The following is a 16,818-nucleotide window of genomic DNA, read 5'->3' on the forward strand; positions in this document are numbered from 1 at the left end:
CCCTACTCGACCGTGACGGACTTGGCGAGGTTGCGCGGCTGGTCGACGTCGAAGCCCTTCGCCGTGGCCAGCTCGCAGGCGAAGATCTGCAGCGGCACCGTCGCGAGCAGCGGCATCAGCAGCGTGGGCGTCTCCGGGACGTAGAAGACGAACTCGGCGTACTGCTTCACTGCCTCGTCCCCCTCCTCGGCGATGACCAGGGTCTTGGCGCCGCGGGCGCGCACCTCCTGGATGTTGGAGACGACCTTCGCGTGCAGCGAGTCGCGGCCGCGCGGGGACGGCACGACGACGAAGACCGGCTGGCCGTCGTCGATCAGCGCGATCGGGCCGTGCTTGAGCTCGCCGGCGGCGAAGCCCTCCGCGTGGATGTAGGCGATCTCCTTGAGCTTGAGCGCGCCCTCCATGGCCACCGGGTAGCCGACGTGGCGGCCCAGGAAGAGCACCGACTGCTCCTCCGACATGGCGCGGGCCAGATCCTTGATCTCGTCCTCGCGGTCCAGGATGTCCTGGATCTTCGCCGGGATCTTGCCCAGGTCGGCGAGGATGTCCTTGATCTGCCCCGTGAAGAGGTTGCCGCGCAGGTGGCCGAGGTAGAGGCCCAGCACGTAGGTCGCCGTGATCTGCGCGAGGAACGCCTTGGTCGAGGCGACGGCGATCTCCGGGCCGGCGTGCGTGTACAGGACGGCATCCGACTCGCGCGGGATGGTCGACCCGTTGGTGTTGCAGATGGACAGGGTCTTGGCGCCCTGCTCCTTGGCGTAGCGGACCGCCATGAGCGTGTCCATGGTCTCGCCGGACTGCGAGATCGAGACGATCAGCGTGTTCTCGTCGACGATCGGCTCGCGGTAGCGGAACTCGTGGGAGAGCTCGACCTCGACCGGGATGCGGCACCAGGACTCGATGGCGTACTTGGCGACGGACCCGGCGTAGGCCGAGGTGCCGCAGGCCAGCACGATGATCTTGGAGATCTTCTTCAGCATCTCCGGGTCGATGCGGAGCTCGTCGAGCGTCAGGCGCCCGTCGGCGTCCGCGCGGCCCAGAAGGGTGTCCGCGACGGCGGCCGGCTGGTCGTGGATCTCCTTGGCCATGAAGGACTCGAAGCCGCCCTTCTCGGCGGCCGCGGCGTCCCAGTCGACGCTGAACTCGCGCCCCTCGGCCGGGTTGCCGAAGAAGTCGGTGATGGTGTGCGTGTCCGGGGTGATCGTGACGATCTGGTCCTGGCCGAGCTCGACGGCGCGGCGGGTGAAGTCGATGAAGCCGGAGACGTCGGAGCCGAGGAAGTTCTCGTCGTCGCCGAGGCCGACGACGAGCGGCGAGTTGCGGCGCGAGGCGACGACGATGCCCGGGTGGTCCTCGTGGACGGCGAGCAGCGTGAATGCGCCCTCGAGCTTCTGGCTCGCGAGCTGCAGGGACAGGGTCAGGTCGCCCTTGCCCTCGCCGCGGTAGATGTCCGCCAGCAGGACGGCGGCGACCTCGGTGTCGGTCTCCGAGAGGAACTCGAGGCCTTTGGCCTCCAGCGACTGCTTGATCTCGGCGAAGTTCTCGATGATGCCGTTGTGGATGAGGGCGAGGCGGCCGTTGTCGGCCAGGTGGGGGTGCGCGTTCTGATCGGTCGGACCGCCGTGGGTCGCCCACCGGGTGTGACCGATGCCCGTCAGGGAGTCCGCGATCGGGCTCTCCTCGATGACGTTCACGAGGTTCACGAGCTTCCCGGACTTCTTGCGGGCTTCGATGCCCGAATCCGTCAGGACAGCCACGCCGGCGGAGTCGTATCCGCGGTATTCGAGGCGGCGGAGCCCTTCGAGAACGACGTCCAACGCGCCGTGATCGCCCGTCGTCTTGGTATTACGGCCAACATAGCCAACGATTCCACACATACGCACTAGGGTACCGCCCGGTGGCGCAATTTCTGGGACCGCGTGACCGGACACACGTTTAGTGCACTCTCAAAGCTTTGGCACAATGGCGTGGGTGACTGATACCCGGGTAACCGACAACGGCGTCTCCCCTTTCATCGAGCTGGAGCGGCCCACGTGGGCGCGGCTGGCCCACTCCATCGAGCAGCCGTTGGACATGGACGACCTGGACCGCCTGAGCGGTCTGGGCGAACAGCTGAACCTCGCCGAGATACGTGAGGTTTATCTCCCCCTCTCGCGGCTCCTGTACCTCTACGTCCAGGGCGCGGGGCACCTGCACCAGGTCACCAACACGTTCCTCGGCGAGGAGACGCGGCGGACGCCGTTCGTCATCGGCGTCGGCGGCTCCGTGGCCGTCGGCAAGTCGACGACGGCCCGCGTCCTCCAGGAGCTCCTGCGCCGCTGGCCCGACACCCCCGACGTGCAGCTGGTGACGACCGACGGCTTCCTGCGTCCCAACGAGGAGCTCAAGCGCCGCGGCATCATGCACCGGAAAGGCTTCCCCGAGTCCTACGACCGCCGGAGCCTGCTGCGCTTCGTCTCCGAGGTGAAGTCCGGCGCCGACGAGGTCCGGGCGCCCATGTACTCCCACCTGACGTACAACATCCTCCCCGACGAGGAGGTCGTCGTCCGGCGCCCGGACGTCCTGATCGTCGAGGGCCTGAACGTGCTCGCGCCGGCGCGGATCCGGTCCAACGGCACGGCCGGGCTCGCGCTCAGCGACTTCTTCGACTTCTCGGTCTACGTGGACGCCCGCACGCAGGACATCGAGGACTGGTACGTCCGCCGGTTCATGAAGCTCCGCAGCGGCGCCTTCGCGGATCCGGCCTCCTACTTCCACCGGTACTCGACGCTCACCGACGACGAGGCCCGCGAGACCGCGCTGGACATCTGGCAGCGCATCAACGAGCCGAACCTGCGCGAGAACGTCCTGCCGACGCGCGGCCGGGCCCAGCTGGTGCTGACCAAGGACGCGGACCACTCGATCCGCCGCATGCTGTTACGCAAGATTTAATGCAGAAGCGCCGCTGGCCGGCGCCTGACGACTGTATTCTCTGATTCATGCTCACTGGATTCAAAGATTTCATCATGAAGGGCAACGTCGTCGATCTCGCCGTTGCCGTCGTCCTCGGCGGGGCCTTCGGCGCCGTCGTCACCGCGCTCGTCGAGCGGGTCATCATGCCGCTGATCTCCGCCCTCGTCGGTTCGCCCAACTTCGACGAGTTCCTGCTCGTCACCCTCAACGGCAACGACATCGCGATCGGCGCCGTGCTGACCGCCATCGTCAACTTCCTGCTGGTCGCGGCCGCCATCTACTTCGTCGTCGTCGTGCCGATGAACAAGATGATCGAGGCCCGCAACAAGCGCCTCGGCATCGGCCAGGACGAAGTCGAAGAAGCCGTCGACCCCCAGGTCGCGCTCCTGACCGAGATCCGCGACTCGCTCAAAACCTCCAACTGACCACCGGACAAGACCGGTGGGGCCGCCGACGCGGTCCCACCGGTCTTGTTGTTTAAGCACGACGCCCCGGGTGGGTAAGCTGAACCTGCACATCGGACACGAATGGGGGGATTCAGTGGATCTGCGTCTGCGCGAGGCGATCCAGCTGTCGGCTGCCCTCGTCTTCGATCTGGCCGAACGCCGCGGCCTGCGCGCGGTCATCCTCAAGGGGCCGCCTGCCACCGAGCTGGGCGTGCGTTCGGAACGGCCCTCCTCCGACATCGACCTGCTGGTCGACCGGGACGACATCGCACCGCTGATCGACGGACTCGAGGATCTGGGGTGGCTCGAGCGCCCCACGACGCACGACGGCGAGCACCCCCTGCACTCCGTGACGCTCTACCACCCGAACTGGCCCGCCGACATCGACATCCACCACAGCTATCCCGGATGCGAGGTCGGCCAGCTCGCCGCGTTCGACGCCCTCTGGGCGCGGCGCCGCCCCACCGTGATGGGCGAACGCACCGTGCTGGGGCTCGACGTGACCGCGACGGTTCTCGTCCAGGCCCTCCACGCCCTGCGCGAGGCCCACAAGACGAGCAACATCGCCGAGCTCGACTACCTGCTCACGCACGCGCCTGTGCCGGCGTGGGCGGACTTCGAGTCGCTCGCGCGCCAGACGGGTTCGCTCGGGCCGCTGCGCTCCTTCATCAAGGAGGCCTACCCCGAGGTCGACCACCACCTGCTCCCGGCCCCCGGCGACTCGTGGCGGCAGCGCTCGGAGGTGTCCGAGCCCGGCGTCTTCCGCCTGCTGCACCTGCAGTCCCTGCCCTGGAAGGACCGGCCGAAGTACGCCCTCCGCGGACTCTTCCCGCAGCGGGAGCAGCTGGCGGCGTCGGACATCACCCTGTTGAACGCGCCGGCGGGCCGGGTCTGGGCGGCGCGGCTGAGCCGCCTGCTGCACTTCCTCAAGCGCCTCCCCCGGGCCGTGCGGCAGTGGCGGAACGCCCGCTGACACGGCGGAGGGCGCGGGACTCGTCGAGTCCCGCGCCCTCTGTACGTCGTCCGACGCCGGTGCCTCAGACCGAGGTCAGCGCCAGTTCGGTCTGCACGATCGTCGCGAGGCGGCGGGCCATGGCCTCGGCGACCTCCTGCTCGGTGGCCTCCACCATCACGCGGACCACGGGTTCCGTGCCGGAGGGGCGCAGCAGCACGCGGCCGTTGGCGCCGAGCTCGGACTCGACGTCGGAGACCGCCTCCGAGACCGCGGCGTTCGAGGCGAAGGCCGTCTTGTCGACGTCCTTGACGTTGATCAGGACCTGCGGCAGGACCTGCATGGTCGCCGCGAGCTCCTTGAGGCTCTTGCCCGTCGCCGCCACGCGGGCCGCGATGTGCAGGCCGGTGAGCACGCCGTCGCCGGTGGTCGCGTGGTCGGAGAAGATCACGTGCCCGGACTGCTCGCCGCCCAGGTTGTAGCCCTTGGCGCGCATGGCCTCGAGGACGTAGCGGTCGCCGACGCCGGTCTCCTCGATCCGGATGCCGGCCTCCTCCATGGCGAGCTTCAGGCCGAGGTTGCTCATGACCGTGGCGACCAGCGTGTCGTCCTTCAGCCTGCCCTGCTCCTTGAGCGTGGTGGCCATGATCGCCATGATCTCGTCGCCGTCGACGACGGAGCCCTCGTGGTCCACGGCCAGGCAGCGGTCGGCGTCGCCGTCGTGCGCGATCCCGAGGTCCGCGCCGTGCTCGACGACGGCGGCCTGCAGCTTCTCCAGGTGGGTCGACCCGTAGCCGTCGTTGATGTTGACGCCGTCCGGCTCCGCGCCGATGACCACGATCTCCGCGCCCGCGTCGTTGAAGACCTGGGGCGAGCAGCCGCTGGCCGCGCCGTGCGCGCAGTCCAGGACGACCTTGAGGCCGTTCAGGCGGTTCGGCATGGTGCCCAGCAGGTGCACCACGTAGCGGTCCTCCGCGTCGGCGAACCGGCGGATGCGGCCCACCTCCCCGCCGTAGGGGCGCAGCGGTTCGAGGTCCAGCTGGGCCTCGATCGCGTCCTCCAGCGCGTCGTCGAGCTTCTGCCCGCCGCGCGCGAGGAACTTGATGCCGTTGTCCGGGGCCGGGTTGTGGGAGGCGGAGATCATGACGCCGAAGTCGGCCTCGAGGTCCGCGACCAGGTAGGCCGCGGCCGGCGTCGGGAGCGTGCCGGCGTCGAACACGTCGACGCCCGCCGCCGCCAGGCCGGCCTCGATCGCCGCGGAGATGAAGTCGCCGCTGACCCGCGGGTCCTTCGCGACCACCGCCACCGGGCGCTTGCCGGCCTCGGCCTGATTGAAACCGAGCACGACGGCGGCCGCCTGCGCCAGCGACATCGCCAGCTCAGGCGTGATCAACCCGTTCGCTTTCCCTCGGACACCGTCCGTACCAAATAGTCTGCTCATCGTTGCCTATCTTAGGACCCCAAGCTGCGAGATTCGCCGTATTAACGACGTCTCCGGACAAACTTTCTGTGCCGCCTACCACGTCGGCGGCAACGGAAAGGCCCTGCAGCCAGGCGGCTGCAGAGCCTTTCCCGGGGACTGTTCATCCCCCTCGCAAGGAGTCTAACGCGTCGCGCAGTCCCGGGCCTCACCGCGCTCGCCCGCCGTGCCCGACGCGCACCAGGCCGTCGAATTGCCGGCCGGCAGCCGGGTCTCCGGCAGTTGGGCCGCCGTCGTCGTCGTCAGAGAGCCGTTCCGGGCCGCCACCTCGACGCTGCCGGTGGCGACGGTCCGGGACCGGGCCTCCGCGGCGGTGACCACGTGGACCACGGTGTCCGCGGCCTCGGCCCCGATCCCGAGGTCGCCGGCGAGCGCGGAGCCGCCGGACGTCAGCCCGGTCAGCCGCACGTTGCCGTCGTTGGCGATCGTGAGCGGGTAGGAGACCTCGTCGCCCGCGGAGACCCGCCCGTCGCCGTCTGTATCGGCGTACCGGCCGGCCTCCGCGCTGGCGGAGATCCCGGGGGCGCGCTCGCGCAGGTCGACCTCGCCGCCGCTGATCTCGTACGTCTCCGCGACGGCCGTGTACTCCGGGACCTTGCCGGTGGTCCACACGGTGCCGGGGGTGAAGAAGCCGTCGTCGTGCTCCTCGCCGGTCACGGTGTGCCGGGGTGTGGTGCAGTTGTACGCGTCGCCGGGGCTGAGGTTGGACCAGCGGCAGTTGCCGGCCGGGGCCGACTCGCCGACCGGGGCGGCGGCGAACGGCTCGAAGTTGCCCTCGGTCGGGACCACCCACTGGTTGACGTTGCCGGTGTGGGTGACCCGGAACGTGTAGGGCACCTGGTCGCCGGCGGCGTAGGGATCCGCGGCGAGGTCGCGGTCGCCGTCGGCGCGCTGGCCGGCGATGTCCAGGCCGATCACCTCGCGCCCGGCGACCTGCGCGGACACGGTGCCCTGGGACTCCCGGCCGTCCGCGGCGGTGAACACGGCCTGCAGGCCGGTCTCGCCGTTGGCGGTCGCGGGCGCGGTGACGGGGACGTCGACGGTCGCGGTGCCGCCGGCGGGGACGTCGACCTCGGCCGTGCCGGCCGCCCACCCCTCCGGGCCGGCGACGGTCAGCGTTCCGCTCAGCGTCGCCGACTCCTGGTTCTCGATGGTGACCTGCGCGGTCGCGGTGGCCCCGGCGTCGAGGGCGAGCCCGTCGGAGCCCAGGGGCGCGCAGACGTGGTTCAGCCAGTCGCCGCCGAACTCGCCGAAGACCATGTCGTCCGTGTAGGAGCCCTCGTAGAAGACGCCGAAGCGCCCGTCGTCCAGGGCCGTCGCCACGGAGTAGGCGGAGAAGCCGTGCCGGATGGTGCGCGCGCCGGGCCACGTCTCGCCGTCGTCGCAGGAGACGCGGGCGGTGACGTTCTCCCGGCTCGTCGGGTGGTTGGACCCCGTGTAGAGGAGCATCGCGGCCTCGTCGCTGCCCTCCGGCGCGTCCGGGTGCATGCGGGTGATGTGGGCGTTGTTGGTGGGGTCGACCAGCTGGCGCTCGAGGCGGACCGGGCCGTAGCTGTGGCCGCCGTCGGTGGAGACGGCGACCTTCCGGAAGCCGCTGCGGCCCGAGTCGCGGGAGTTCATCATGACCCGGCCGTCGGAGAGCTCCACGACCTTGTTCTCGTCCATGCCCGTGCCGACGAACTCGCCGCGCTCCCAGGTGGCGCCGTGGTCGTCCGAGTACACGGAGTACGCCTGGATGGGGGTGCTGCCGTCGGCCTGCTTGACGACGCCGGCGTACTGCTGGACGAGCCGGCCGGCGTGCTCGCCGTACTTGAGCTGGATGCCGGCGCCGGAGGTCGCGAACGTGGAGCGCACGTCGCCCGGGTCGGCCGTCTTGTCGGCGCCCGGCTTGGCGACGTCGGTGATCAGCCGCGGCTCGCTCCAGGTGCGGCCGCCGTCGCCCGATTCGACGACGGCGGCGCTGATCACGTCGCGGTCGGCGTCGTCGTTGCCCCACTCGCTGCCGTGGAACCCCTGGTCCTTGGAGTAGACGAAGAAGGAGAACACCGTCCCGGTCTCCTCGTCGACGACGTAGCTCGGGTCGCTGTAGCCGTGCTTCGGGGTGTCGGCGTCGCCGGCGTGGCCGGCCGCGACGGTGGTCATCGGGCCCCAGGTCCGCCCGTTGTCGGTGCTGCGGCGCTGGACGATGCTGTTCGCGTTCGGGGCGTCCGCCGCCGAGCCGGGGCGGGCGTCCCAGGAGGCGAGGACGACGCCGTCGCCCAGGTGGGCCAGCGCGGGGATGCGGTAGAAGAAGTCGGCCTCCGTGCGGTCGGCTCCGAGGTTCTGTTCGGCGTAGTCGCCGGGGGCGGCGAACGGGTCGGCGCCGGGCACGCTCGTCGCCGCGGCGGCGGGTCCGGCGAGCGCGATCGGGAGGGCGAGGCCCAGGGTGGCGGCGGCTGCGAGGACGCGGCCGCCCCTCCGGCGGGCAGGGCGGCGTACGGTGGTCGGGGTGTTCATCTTCTCTGGCCTTTCCTGGCGTGCCGAGGCATGGGCGCGCCGTGCTGGATGGTCGTGGAAGAGGTAGGACATCCGCTGTCATTCAAGCGTGATGCAGATCACCTTGTCAAGCAGGGGCCGACTCGCCGACGACCGCCTGGATCAGGCGCCGGATCCCGTCGAAGTGGCTCGTGAGCAGCTCGCGGGCCCGGGCGGCGTCCTGGGCGACGACCGCTTCGTAGATGCGGCGGTGCTCGAGCGCCGTCTCCCCCAGGTCCACGGTGGCGGGGCCGATCTGCGCATGCAGACGGCTGTACGCGGACCAGAAGACACCCAGCAGATTGCTCAAGAGGCCGTTGTCCAGCGACGCGTAGAGGCTGCCATGGAAGCGCTCATCGGCCTCCACCAGCGGGAGCCCTGCCGAGGCCAGCCGCTCCATCTCCTCGACGGCGGAGAGGACCTCCGCGAGGTCCTCTGCGGTGATGGCGTCGATCGCCGGGCCGATGAGCCCCGCCTCGAGCGCCTGCCGCACGTCGACGAGCTCCATCGCCTCCTGCCCCGACCGGGTCAGCGACAGGCGGGCGTGGAACTCCAGGGGCGTGCGCATGCCGTCGAGCTTCTTCCGCGCGACGAACATCCCGTAGCCGTGGCGGACGTCGACCACGCCGACTGCCTGGAGGACCTTCAGCGCCTCGCGGACGGTGTTGCGCCCGACACCGAGCTCCTCCACCAGCTCCTGCTCGGTCGGCAGCGGCTCGCCGGGGCCGATCCCGCGCTCGATGATGAGCTCCATGATCTCGTGCTGCAGCGCTTGCGACCGCGCGGCGGCGTTGGCCCGCGCCCTGCGGTCCCCACGGGGCTGTTCAGTCATTTGCTTCGTCCCTTCCGTCCGGTTTCGTCTGCCTGCCCGCCACTGTGACCCACTTGACGTTCACATGTGACCACTCTTACAGTGTAGACGAGGCATAGGACATCCTACATCCGACAAGTTCTTCCACTCCACCACAACGAGGTGTCAATCATGAAGACGCAGTTCCCCTCCGCGGCCGGCACATCCCGGCGCTCGTTCCTCAAAGTCGCCGGCGCCCTCGGCGCAGCCGGCGCCGTCGCCGCCACCCTGTCCGCCTGCGGGGCCTCCGGCGGCTCCGCCGGGTCCACCGCGGCCGCAGGCCGCAAGACCATCGAGGCCGGCATGTCCTACGCGCTCTCGACCGGGTTCGACCCCATGACGTCGACCGGCGCGACCCCCATGGCGGCCAACCTGCACGTGTTCGAGTCCCTCGTCGACCTGCACCCGGCCACCCGCGAGCCGTACAACGCGCTGGCGGCCGCCGACCCCGTCGAGGTCGACGCCACCACCTACGAGATCACCCTCCGCGACGGCGCCGCCTTCCACAACGGCGACCCGGTGACGGCGGACGACGTCGTCTTCTCGTTCGCCCGCGTCATGGACACCGAGAACGCCTCGCTGTTCGCGCAGTTCGTCCCCTTCCTCGACACCGTCGAGGCCAAGGACGAGAAGACGGTGACGTTCAAGCTGAAGTACCCGTTCGCCCTCTTCGCGGAGCGCCTGAGCATCGTCAAGATCGTCCCGCGGAAGCTGGCCGAGGCCGACCAGGCGTCCTTCGACGCCAACCCCGTCGGCTCCGGCCCGTACAAGCTGGTCTCCGCGGTGAAGGACGACAAGATCGTCTTCGAGGAGTTCGCCGATTACAACGGCCCGATGCCGGCCAACGCGCCCGGGATGACCTGGTTCCTCCTCTCCGACGCCGCAGCACGCGTGACCGCAGTCGAGTCCGGGCGTGTCCAGGCCATCGAGGACGTCCCCTACCTGGACATCGAACGCCTCGAGGGCGAGGTGACCGTGGAGTCCGTCCAGTCGTTCGGCCTTCTATTCCTGATGTTCAACTGCGCGGAGAAGCCGTTCGACGACAAGCGGGTCCGGCAGGCCCTGCACTTCGGGCTGGACACGCAGGCGATCATCGACCGCGCCCTGCTCGGCAACGCGACGGCGGCCACCAGCTTCGTGCACCAGGAGCACCCGAACTACCACCAGGCCGCGACCGTGTTCGAATTCGACGCCGACAAGGCGGCCGCGCTCCTGAAAGAGGCCGGGGTCGACACCCTCGAGTTCGAGCTGCTGACGACCGACACGTCCTGGGTCCAGGACGTCGCGCCGGTCATGACGGAGGCGTGGAACGCCATCCCGGGCGTCACGGTCACCATGCGCAACCTCCAGTCGGGTGCCCTCTACGGCGACCATGTCGACAACGGCAACTTCACCGTGGTCGCCGCCCCCGGCGACCCGTCCGTCTTCGGCAACGACCTCGACCTCTTGCTCTCCTGGTGGTACCGCGGGGACGTGTGGCCGGCCAACCGCTTCCGCTGGAACGAGACCGAGGCCTACGGGATCGTCCAGGCGAAGCTCGACGAGGCCGCCCGGGCCGGCGACGCGAAGACGGCGCAGGACGCGTGGAACGAGATCCTGGACCTGATCGCGGACGAAGCCGCGCTGTACCCGATCTTCCACCGCAAGCTGCCCACCGCCTGGAACGACGAGGCCCTCACCGGCTTCAAGCCGCTCCCGACGACCGGCATCTCGTTCCTGGGCGTCGAGCACAGCTGACCGCTCGGCTCGACCGGGCCGGTCCCGCCGCGGACCGGCCCCCGGCGGCGGCGCGCGTGCGCCGCCGCCGCCTCGAACCACCCACCACGACGTTGCAAAGGGAGTACCCGACGTGGGTAACATTCTCCGGCTCCTGGGCCGCCGCCTGGCCGCCCTGCCATTCATGATCCTCGGCGTGAGCCTCCTGGTCTTCCTCGTGCTCCAGTTCGCCCCCGGCGACCAGGCCACGACCGCCCTCGGCGAGGGCGCCAGCGAGGACGCCAAGGAGCAGTACCGCGAGGAGCGCGGGCTCAACGACCCGCTGCCCCTGCAGTACCTGTCCTTCCTGGCCCGGCTCATCGTGCTGGACTTCGGGGACACGACGCCGCCCGCCCAGCCCATCTCGGGCATCATCGCCGGCGCCTTCCCGCTCACCCTGCAGCTGACCTTCTGGGGCGTGGTCATCGCCGTCGTCCTCTCGCTGGCCTTCGGCGTCTCCGCGGCCCTGTACCGCGACCGCTGGCCGGACCAGGCCATCCGCGTGTTCTCGATCGCCGCGATCGCGACCCCTAGCTTCTGGCTCGGCATCCTCCTGATCCAGTGGCTCGCGCTCGGCGTGCCGCTCTTCCCGTCGGGCGGATTCACGCCCTTCGCCGAGGACCCCGCCGGCTACTTCCGCTCCCTGGCGCTGCCCGCCCTGGCCCTCGCCATCCCGGTCTCGGCCTCGCTGATCCGCGTGGTGCGCACGTCGATGGTCGAGGAGATGGACAAGGACTACGTCCGCACCGCCATCGGCAACGGCGTCCCCCGGCCGGAGGTCATCCGCAGGAACGTGCTGCGGAACGCCCTCATCACGCCCGTCACCGTCCTCGGCCTGCGCATCGGCTACCTGCTCGGCGGCGCGGTCGTCATCGAGATGATCTTCTCCCTGCCCGGCATGGGCCAGCTGATCCTCAACGGCATCACGAACAACGACATCGGCCTGGTCCAGGGCGTCACGCTGACGATCGCGCTGACGTTCGTCCTCGTCAACATCGTCGTCGACCTCCTCTACGTACTCATCAACCCACGAATCAGGACGGTGTGACCCATGCGGTACGGACTCGCTGACCGCCTCAGCCGCCCCGGGGTCGCCCTCCGCGCGCTGCCCACCGGCTCGAAGCTCGCCCTCGCGTTCCTCGTGCTCATCTCCCTGGCCGCCGTCTTCGCGCCGGTGCTGGCCCCGCACGACCCCCTGGCCACCGGCACGCCCGCCCAGGGGCCGAGCGCCGAGAACCCCTTCGGCACCGACCGGCTGGGGCGTGACATCCTCTCGCGCATCCTGCACGGCGCGCAGACCTCCCTGGTCATCGGGCTCGGCGCCGTCGGCCTGGCCGTGGCCGTGGGCGCCCTGCTCGGCTCGATCGCGGCCACCAGCCGCAAGTGGGTCGACGAGGGCACCATGCGCGTCATGGACGTCATCATGGCCTTCCCCGGGATCGCCCTCGCCGCCGTCCTGCTCGCGACGCTCGGCAACACGGTCCCGGTGATCATCGTCGCCATCGCCGTCATCTACATCCCGCAGATCGCCCGCGTCGTGCGCGCCAACGTGATCGCCCAGTGGGGCGAGGACTACGTCCGCGCCGAACGCGTCCTTGGCGCCGGCCGCTTCCACATCCTGCTCAAGCACATCGTCCGCAACACGGCCGCGCCCATCCTGGTCTTCGCGACCGTGATGGTCGCCGACGCCATCATCTTCGAGGCGTCGCTGTCCTTCCTCGGCGCCGGCGTCCAGGACCCGCAGCCATCGTGGGGCAACGTGATCTCCTACGGCCGGACCCTGGTGCTCAACGGCGCCTGGTGGGCCACGACCTTCGCCGGCGCCTTCATCCTCGCCACCGTGCTCGCCCTGAACATCCTGGCCGAGGGCCTCACCGACGCCATGGTCAACCCCCGTCTGCGCAAGTCCGTCAAGCTGCGTGAGGAGGAGCGCGCGGCCGAGGCGCCGTCGCACTCCGTCGGCACCACCGTGGCGCAGCCCTCGGTCGCCGAACGCGACGAGCTGCACCCGGCAGCAGACGCGCAGGAGCCGGACACCGAGATCGCCGAGACGCCGCCCGCCGCATCCGGGGCGCCGACGTCGCCCGAACTGGCCGAGCACCTCAGCCGGCTGCTGGCCGTCGAGACCTCGCGCAGCGACCGGCTGCACCCTGACGCGGACGCCGCCCCCATCCTCGAGGTCCGGGACCTCACCATCCGCTTCCCCGACCGCTACGGCCGCACGCCGATCGTCGACCGCGTCTCCTTCTCGGTCGGCGAAGGCGAGACGATGGGCCTGGTCGGCGAGTCCGGCTGCGGCAAGTCGATCACCTCACTGGCGATCCTCGGCCTGCTGGCCCCCAACGCCGAGGTCTCCGGGTCCATCAAGTTCAACGGCAAGGAGCTGGTAGCCGGCGCGGGAGACCCCCGCGTCCGCGAGAAGCTCTACGCCGGCCTGCGCGGCCAGCAGATCTCGATGATCTACCAGGACGCGCTGAGCTCGCTGAACCCGTCGATGCTGATCAGGGACCAGCTCCTCCAGCTGACAAAGCGCGGCGGCCGCAGGACCCCGGAGGAGCTCTTGACGCTGGTCAAGCTCGACCCGGGGCGCACGCTGAAGTCCTACCCGCACGAGCTCTCCGGCGGCCAGCGCCAGCGCGTGCTGATCGCCATGGCGCTCTCGCGCTCGCCCAAGCTCGTGATCGCCGACGAGCCGACGACCGCCCTGGACGTCACCGTGCAGAAGCAGGTCGTCGACCTGCTCAACGAACTGCGCGAACAGCTCGGGTTCGCCATGGTGTTCGTCAGCCACGACCTGGCGCTCGTCGCCTCGCTCGCGCACCGGATCACGGTCATGTACGCGGGACAGGTCGTCGAGTCCGGCGCGGCGTCCGTCCTGCTGGAGGATCCGCGGCACGAGTACACGCGCGGCCTGCTGGGCGCGGTCCTCTCGATCGAGTCCGGCGCCGGGCGCCTGCACCAGATCCGCGGGACCGTCCCGAGCCCCGGCGACTTCGCCACCGGGGACCGGTTCGCCCCGCGCTCCCTGGCTCCGGACGCAGACCCCGAGCGCACCGTCTCGCTGGTGCGTGTCGGCGACGACGACCACTACTACGCCCGGCCCGACGGCCAGTTGGCCGGGTCCGAAGGAGGACGGTCCTGATGACCGCGCAGGCAACCGAAAGTGCAGCAACCGCGGAGCAGACCGCCCCCGTGATCGAGCTCCGCGATCTCCACGTCCACCACCGCGCCCGCACCGGCAAGCTGTTCAAGCCCACGACCATCCGGGCCGTCAACGGCGTCGACTTCACCGTCCGGCGCGGCGAGACCGTCGGGATCGTCGGCGAATCCGGCTGCGGCAAGTCGACCCTGGCCTCCGTGCTGGTCGGCCTTCAGGAACCGACCAGCGGGACCCGGCTGTTCCACGGCCGGGAACTGGCCAACCGGGGCGCACCGCGCAAGGAGTTCGGCAAGGCGGTGTCCATCGTCTTCCAGGACCCGGCCACCGCCCTCAACCCCCGCATGACCGTGCACGACATCCTCACCGATCCGCTGCAGGTCCACGGCATCGGGACCAAAGAGTCCCGCACGCGGACGGTGTACGAACTCCTCGAGCTCGTCGGGCTCCCGCGCTCAGCCGCCGAGGTGTCGCCGACGCAGATCTCCGGCGGCCAGCGCCAGCGCGTCGCGATCGCCCGCGCCCTCGCCCTGGACCCGGAGGTCATCGTCGCCGACGAGCCCACCTCGGCCCTCGACGTGTCCGTCCGGGCCCAGGTCCTGAACCTCCTCTCGGACCTGAAGTCCCGGCTGAACCTCGGCATGGTCTTCATCTCCCACGACATCCAGACCGTCCGCTACGTCTCCGACCGCATCTGCGTCATGAACTTCGGCGAGATCGTGGAAGAGGGCGAAGCGGCCCGCGTCTTCGACAACCCCACCAACGGCTACACGCGCACCCTGCTGGGTGCGGCCCCGAGCCTGCTCGCGGCCCCCACCACTTCTTCGGAGGAAGCATGACCAACACCACCCCCCAGTTCTCCGGCGTCATCCCGCCGGTCGTCACCCCGCGCACCGCCGACGGCGGGCTCGACCTCGCCGGGCTCGAGGCCGTCGTCGAACATCTGGTCTCCGGGGGCGTGCACGGCCTGTTCCCGCTCGGCTCCTCGGGCGAGACGCCCTACCTGACCGACCGCGAACGCGGCGAGGTCCTCGGCGCCGTCGTCTCCGCCACGTCGGGCCGGGTCCCGCTCCTGGTCGGAGCCAACGAGCAGACGACGCCGCGCGTCATCGAGGAGGCGCTGCGCGTGCAGCGCGCGGGGGCCGACGCCGTCGTCGTCACCAGCCCCTACTACGCCCTCTCCGACCACCACGAGGTGCTGCGCCACTTCCGCGCCGTCCGCGCCGCCGTCGACGTGCCCGTGTTCGCCTACGACGTCCCGGTGCGCACCCACTACAAGCTCGAGCCGGCGCTGCTCGCCGAGCTCGCCGCCGAGGGGACCATCGCCGGCGTCAAGGACTCCTCCGGCAACGACATCGCCTTCCGGCAGCTGCGCCTGCTGACCCGGGACCTGGAGGGCTTCGCCCTGTTCACCGGCCACGAGGTCGTCTGCGACCAGGCCATGCTCGGCGGGGCCGACGGCCTCGTCCCCGGCCTCGCCAACGTCGACCCGGCCGGCTACCGCCGCCTCTACGACGCCGGGCTCGCCGGCGACTGGGCCGCGGCCCGCGCCGAGCAGGACCGCCTGATCGATCTCTTCACGATCGTGACGACGCCGGACGCCGGGCGCGTCTCCGGCGGCGCCGGCGGGCTGGGCGCCTTCAAGACGGCCCTCGTCGAACTCGGCGTCATCGGCTCGAACCGGATGAGCGCTCCGATGGAGTCGCTGAACGCGTCCGAGTCCGGGCGCATCCGCTCGATCCTCGCCGGCGCGGGCCTGGTGTAGATGTCGCACCGGGACAACGCCGCCGCGCGGCGCCCCGCCGTCGGCGTCGACCTGGGCGGGACCAAGATCGCGGCGGCCCTGGTGGCCGCGGACGGTTCCGTCCTCGCGCGCGCCTCCGCGCCCACCCCGGCCGCCGCCGGTCCTGCGGCGATCCTCGACGCGATCGCGGCGCTGGCCGCGCGCGTGGCCGGCGGCGCGGACGTCCGCGGCCTGGGGCTCGGAGCGGCCGGCGTGATCGACCCCGGCTCCTGCCGCGTCGTCGACGCGACCGATGTGCTGCCCGGCTGGCCGGGAACCGACCTGCGCTCCGGGCTGCTGCGCCGCCTGTCCGGCCTCGTCCCCCGGGTCGAGGCGGTCAACGACGTCCACGCGCACGCCCTCGGCGAAGCGTGGCTCGGCGCGGGCCGCCACGCCCGCACCGCCCTGCTCGTCGCCTTCGGCACGGGCATCGGCGGCTCCTACATCGTCGGCGGCCGCCCCGCCGTCGGCGCCCACGCCGTGGCCGGGCACGTCGGCCACGTCCCCTCCGCCGAGGCCGCGGGCCTGGAGTGCACGTGCGGCGGGAGCGGGCACCTGGAGGCCGTCGCCTCCGGGCCGGCCGTGCACCGGCGGTACCTGGCCGCCGGCGGCGACCCGGCGGCGGAGGACACCCGCGCGGTCTTCGACCGGGCCGCCGGCGGCGACGCTCTCGCCGCCTCCGCCATCGCGACCGCCGCCCGGGCCGCCGGCGGCGCCCTCGGCGGATTCGCCAACGCGCTCGACCCGCACGCGATCGTCGTCTCGGGCGGCCTCGCGGCCGCCGGGCGCCTCTGGTGGGACCCGCTGCTGGCCGCCTACGCGGCGAACGTCGTCGGCGCCCTGTCCGCCACGGTCCCGACGCGGGCGTTGCTCGGCGCGGACGCCGCCGTCGTCGGAGGGGCCTCCCTCATCCTGCGCGACTGACCCCG

13 protein-coding genes are annotated in these 16,818 nt (G+C 70.9%); 9 read left to right on the top strand and 4 right to left on the bottom strand.

The annotated features are described in order from the left end of the window. Positions 1 to 2 precede the first annotated feature (2 nt). Positions 3 to 1,877, bottom strand: a complete 1,875-nt coding sequence (gene glmS, locus IE069_RS05910; protein WP_189349191.1) for a glutamine--fructose-6-phosphate transaminase (isomerizing) — start codon at positions 1,875 to 1,877, stop codon at positions 3 to 5. Positions 1,878 to 1,971: 94 nt separating this feature from the next. Here glmS and coaA point away from each other — a divergent pair, with 94 nt between their 5' ends. From coaA to IE069_RS05925, 3 genes are all read left to right on the top strand, one after another. Further along, on the top strand, positions 1,972 to 2,931 hold the full coding sequence (coaA, locus tag IE069_RS05915; RefSeq protein WP_229790974.1) for a type I pantothenate kinase: 960 nt from the start codon (positions 1,972 to 1,974) through the stop codon (positions 2,929 to 2,931). 47 nt (positions 2,932 to 2,978) lie between these two features. Continuing rightward, complete coding sequence (gene mscL / locus IE069_RS05920) at positions 2,979 to 3,377, top strand: large conductance mechanosensitive channel protein MscL (RefSeq protein WP_189349193.1); 399 nt, start codon at positions 2,979 to 2,981, stop codon at positions 3,375 to 3,377. A gap of 70 nt (positions 3,378 to 3,447) precedes the next feature. Next, on the top strand, positions 3,448 to 4,371 hold the full coding sequence (locus IE069_RS05925) for a nucleotidyltransferase family protein (protein WP_189349194.1): 924 nt from the start codon (positions 3,448 to 3,450) through the stop codon (positions 4,369 to 4,371). Positions 4,372 to 4,435: 64 nt separating this feature from the next. On the opposite strand, the gene glmM is transcribed toward IE069_RS05925, so the two are convergent. The 3 genes from glmM to IE069_RS05940 form a co-directional block, all read right to left on the bottom strand. Continuing rightward, positions 4,436 to 5,791 carry a phosphoglucosamine mutase gene (gene glmM / locus IE069_RS05930; RefSeq protein ID WP_189349195.1) on the bottom strand — a complete coding sequence of 452 codons (1,356 nt, stop codon included), beginning with the start codon at positions 5,789 to 5,791 and terminating at the stop codon, positions 4,436 to 4,438. Between the two features lie 162 nt (positions 5,792 to 5,953). Further along, on the bottom strand, positions 5,954 to 8,326 hold the full coding sequence (locus IE069_RS05935) for an exo-alpha-sialidase (protein WP_189349196.1): 2,373 nt from the start codon (positions 8,324 to 8,326) through the stop codon (positions 5,954 to 5,956). A gap of 106 nt (positions 8,327 to 8,432) precedes the next feature. After that, a complete protein-coding gene (locus tag IE069_RS05940) occupies positions 8,433 to 9,176 on the bottom strand; it encodes a FadR/GntR family transcriptional regulator (RefSeq protein WP_189349197.1) in 744 nt (247 codons plus the stop codon). A gap of 150 nt (positions 9,177 to 9,326) precedes the next feature. On the opposite strand from IE069_RS05940, the gene IE069_RS05945 reads away from it, so the two are divergent. The 6 genes from IE069_RS05945 to IE069_RS05970 all read left to right on the top strand — a co-directional run bounded on the left by IE069_RS05945 (position 9,327) and on the right by IE069_RS05970 (position 16,813). Beyond that, on the top strand, positions 9,327 to 10,931 hold the full coding sequence (locus IE069_RS05945; protein WP_189349198.1) for an ABC transporter substrate-binding protein: 1,605 nt from the start codon (positions 9,327 to 9,329) through the stop codon (positions 10,929 to 10,931). A gap of 112 nt (positions 10,932 to 11,043) precedes the next feature. After that, positions 11,044 to 11,997 carry an ABC transporter permease gene (locus tag IE069_RS05950; RefSeq protein WP_189349199.1) on the top strand — a complete coding sequence of 318 codons (954 nt, stop codon included), beginning with the start codon at positions 11,044 to 11,046 and terminating at the stop codon, positions 11,995 to 11,997. Positions 11,998 to 12,000: 3 nt separating this feature from the next. Beyond that, the gene (locus IE069_RS05955) at positions 12,001 to 14,091 is read left to right on the top strand and encodes a dipeptide/oligopeptide/nickel ABC transporter permease/ATP-binding protein (RefSeq protein WP_189349200.1); all 2,091 of its coding nucleotides are present in this window, start codon (positions 12,001 to 12,003) and stop codon (positions 14,089 to 14,091) included. After that, positions 14,091 to 14,945: an ABC transporter ATP-binding protein gene (locus IE069_RS05960; protein WP_189349201.1), complete on the top strand. Its 855-nt coding sequence runs from the start codon at positions 14,091 to 14,093 to the stop codon at positions 14,943 to 14,945. Before IE069_RS05955 ends, IE069_RS05960 begins: the two co-directional genes overlap by 1 nt. Further along, positions 14,942 to 15,871 (top strand): dihydrodipicolinate synthase family protein, encoded by a 930-nt coding sequence (locus IE069_RS05965; RefSeq protein ID WP_189349202.1) that lies wholly within the window; start codon positions 14,942 to 14,944, stop codon positions 15,869 to 15,871. The genes IE069_RS05960 and IE069_RS05965 overlap by 4 nt, the downstream gene beginning before the upstream one ends. Then, positions 15,872 to 16,813 (top strand): ROK family protein, encoded by a 942-nt coding sequence (locus tag IE069_RS05970; RefSeq protein ID WP_189349203.1) that lies wholly within the window; start codon positions 15,872 to 15,874, stop codon positions 16,811 to 16,813. The last annotated feature ends 5 nt before the right edge of the window (positions 16,814 to 16,818 follow it).

Source organism: Zhihengliuella salsuginis (assembly GCF_014651715.1).
In the GTDB taxonomy this organism is placed as follows: Bacteria; Actinomycetota; Actinomycetes; order Actinomycetales; family Micrococcaceae; genus Zhihengliuella; species Zhihengliuella salsuginis.

Bases quoted from the DNA above. Each gene is read 5' to 3' on its own strand.
- glmS (WP_189349191.1), bottom strand. From the start codon at position 1,877: ATGTGTGGAATCGTTGGCTATGTTGGCCGTAATACCAAGACGACGGGC.
- IE069_RS05970 (WP_189349203.1), top strand. From the start codon at position 15,872: ATGTCGCACCGGGACAACGCCGCCGCGCGGCGCCCCGCCGTCGGCGTC.
- IE069_RS05965 (WP_189349202.1), top strand. From the start codon at position 14,942: ATGACCAACACCACCCCCCAGTTCTCCGGCGTCATCCCGCCGGTCGTC.
- IE069_RS05935 (WP_189349196.1), bottom strand. From the start codon at position 8,326: ATGAACACCCCGACCACCGTACGCCGCCCTGCCCGCCGGAGGGGCGGC.
- IE069_RS05945 (WP_189349198.1), top strand. From the start codon at position 9,327: ATGAAGACGCAGTTCCCCTCCGCGGCCGGCACATCCCGGCGCTCGTTC.
- IE069_RS05960 (WP_189349201.1), top strand. From the start codon at position 14,091: ATGACCGCGCAGGCAACCGAAAGTGCAGCAACCGCGGAGCAGACCGCC.
- IE069_RS05940 (WP_189349197.1), bottom strand. From the start codon at position 9,176: ATGACTGAACAGCCCCGTGGGGACCGCAGGGCGCGGGCCAACGCCGCC.
- mscL (WP_189349193.1), top strand. From the start codon at position 2,979: ATGCTCACTGGATTCAAAGATTTCATCATGAAGGGCAACGTCGTCGAT.
- glmM (WP_189349195.1), bottom strand. From the start codon at position 5,791: ATGAGCAGACTATTTGGTACGGACGGTGTCCGAGGGAAAGCGAACGGG.
- IE069_RS05955 (WP_189349200.1), top strand. From the start codon at position 12,001: ATGCGGTACGGACTCGCTGACCGCCTCAGCCGCCCCGGGGTCGCCCTC.